This is a genomic window from Alsobacter sp. SYSU BS001988, from assembly GCF_054796215.1.
Window position 1 is genome coordinate 1 of record NZ_JBTAMK010000041.1, and the last position, 2,490, is coordinate 2,490.

3 protein-coding genes are annotated in these 2,490 nt (G+C 62.9%); all 3 read right to left on the reverse strand.

What is annotated here, in order from left to right:
• Window positions 1-1,027, reverse strand: a 1,027-nt coding sequence (locus ACYVO7_RS25670) for a succinylglutamate desuccinylase/aspartoacylase family protein (RefSeq protein WP_460452598.1), incomplete at its 3' end; no start/stop codon positions are given.
• A 133-nt stretch (window positions 1,028-1,160) separates the two neighbouring features.
• Window positions 1,161-1,943: a transporter substrate-binding domain-containing protein gene (locus ACYVO7_RS25675; RefSeq protein WP_460452599.1), complete on the reverse strand. Its 783-nt coding sequence runs from the start codon at window positions 1,941-1,943 to the stop codon at window positions 1,161-1,163.
• Between the two features lie 37 nt (window positions 1,944-1,980).
• Window positions 1,981-2,490 (reverse strand): amino acid ABC transporter ATP-binding protein (locus ACYVO7_RS25680; RefSeq protein WP_460452600.1); only part of this gene is annotated, 510 nt, incomplete at its 5' end.

Here is a 2,490-nt window from a genome sequence, read left to right on the forward strand (position 1 = left end):
TCCCCCTGTAGGGGGCCGCGACAATCAAGCAGCAATTGCCGGGCCTGACACGGCCGGGCTGACGACGGCCGTAGAGGATCCCGTCAGCAGAGTAGTGAACCGTCTCGGGTGGGCGTGTTGGATCCCAGGTGCAGTGGATCCGGCCCGCAGGTTCGCCGGCACTGACCCGGGCCCCGTTCGCATGAAAGGGCTCGAAAATGCCATCAGTCGTCGCGTAGACATACGCTGAGGCGCCGGGCAACTCCAAAACCTGACCGTCGCCGCGCTTGGGTTCGGACCTGTCGCGGGCGACGATGCCAAGGTGATCGAGGACATTGGCGACGCCGCGCCGGCATACCTGCAGCGCCTGGAGGGATACGGTCCCTCCTCCGGCCATCTCGGTGCCCACGGTCACGAGCCCGGCTCGACATGCCGCAGCCGTTGCGGTCCGGGGCTCGCCAAGATTGCTGATCACCACGGTCATTGGCGCGTCAAAGGCCTGGACAGCCGCGATGTTGCGCTTGTGCAACTCAGGATCGTCGGTCGGTTCGACGATCGCGCTCGGAATGATGTCGAGCGACGAACCTCCTGAGTGAAGATCAAGGAAGGCGTCACCGAGCGGAAGGATGTGGTCCGACACATAGGCCGAGATTTGCTGGGTGATGGTGCCGCGTGGGTCGCCCGGGAACGTGCGGTTGAAGTTCAGCCCATCGACAGGCGACGTGCGTTTTCCGGCCATGACCGCGTGCACGTTGTTGGCGGGCATCAGGATTAGTCGGCCCTGGACGCGACCAGGATCGAGATCGCGGATCATGTCGCAGATCGTGATCGGCCCCTCATACTCGTCGCCGTGATTTCCGCCTTCCAGAATCGCGGTCGGCCCTGAGCCGTTCTTGATGATTGCAATGGGGACACGTGTCGCGCCCCATGCATCATCGTCCGGCGAGTGCGGGATCATCACGAAGCCCATTTGCTTGCCGTTGCGATCCGGATCGACCGTCAAAAAGGCGCTTGAGGGACGCGGTGCGGGGATGTGCGGTCTCGTCATGAGGAGCTCATCGGGTTCGATTTGGGGTTCAGGACATGCCTGTATCGACGCATGACGCGACGGAGGGCACGGCTCGCCCTTGTCGGGCAGCCGCGCCTCGCACTGCGCTCTTTGCCGCGGAAATCGGACCGGCTCACAGGGTGGGCAGCGGGTCCATCGGCATGTCGAGATACTTGCGATGCAGGCGGTCAAGCTCGCCATTCATCGTGTTGAAGAAGATGAAGCCGTCGAGCCAGCGCACGAGATTGTGCTGGTCCATCTGCACACCCATATGCGCCGGGCTACGGCGGATGGTGAACTTGCGATCGAATTCTTTGGTTGGGTTCTGCTTAGCAAGCGCCTGGGCGACGATACTGTTGGTAGCGAGCAGATCGGCTTGGCCAGTGATGTATGCGGCTGCGGCAGTCGCGTCATCCTCAGTGCGCAAAATACCAGCCTTGGGAGCCGAAGCGGTGATCGCGAGCTCTTGGGTCGAGCCTTTCGCGGCTGCTACTCGGGCAGAGCCGACCGACTCCGGGCTCGTCACCGGGGACGATTTCGGCCCGTAGACGGCGAGGAACGTGTTGGCATAGGGGGCAGTGAAGAGGATCTGTTTGGCGCGCTCCGGCGTGAGCCCCATCACTGAGATCACGATGTCGACCTTGTCGGTAAGCAGAAACGGAATGCGATTAGCGCCGGTGATCTGCTGCGTCTCGAGTTTCACGCCAAGGCCCTTGGCGACCATTTCGGCCATCTCGATATCAAAGCCGATCGCCTTGCGGTTCTCGTCCTGTGATCCGAAGGGTGGCGCGTCAAGCGGGACGCCGATCCGCACGACCCCTTTTTGTAGGATGTCTTGAAGCTTGTCCGCTCTGGCTTCCACTGAGCCAAAGGCAGCGATGGCCAGTGCCGCCACGGCTGTAAGAATCGCGCGCATGTTTCTCTCCCTGGTTGTGCTGCGACGAAGGGCTCCCTCAGTGCAGAACGGCGCTGAGGAAGGTCTGCAACTCCGGCGTTCTCGGCTCGGCGAGAACCGCCGCGGCCTGGCCTTCTTCGTGGATCCGGCCTTCGTGCATAAAGACCACGCGCGAGCCGAACCGACGCGCGAAGCCCATCTCGTGGGTGACGAGGATCATGGTCATGCCCTCGCGCGCCACGGACTCGAGGACCTTGAGGACCTCACCGGTCAGTTCTGGGTCCAGCGCCGAAGTCACCTCGTCGAAAAGCATGACCTTCGGGCTCATGGCCAGGGAGCGTGCAATGGCGACCCGCTGCTGCTGGCCGCCCGACAGTTGCGCCGGGAAGGCGTCGAGCTTGTCTTCCAAGCCCACCCGCCGGAGCACCTCGCGCGCGAGCTCTCGGGCGGCGTCCGGCGGCTGTTTTTTCACCACGCGCGGCGCCAGCGTGATGTTCTCACTAACCGAGAGATGCGGGAACAGATTGAAGCTCTGGAAGACGATGCCAACTTCTTGTCGGAGCTTGCG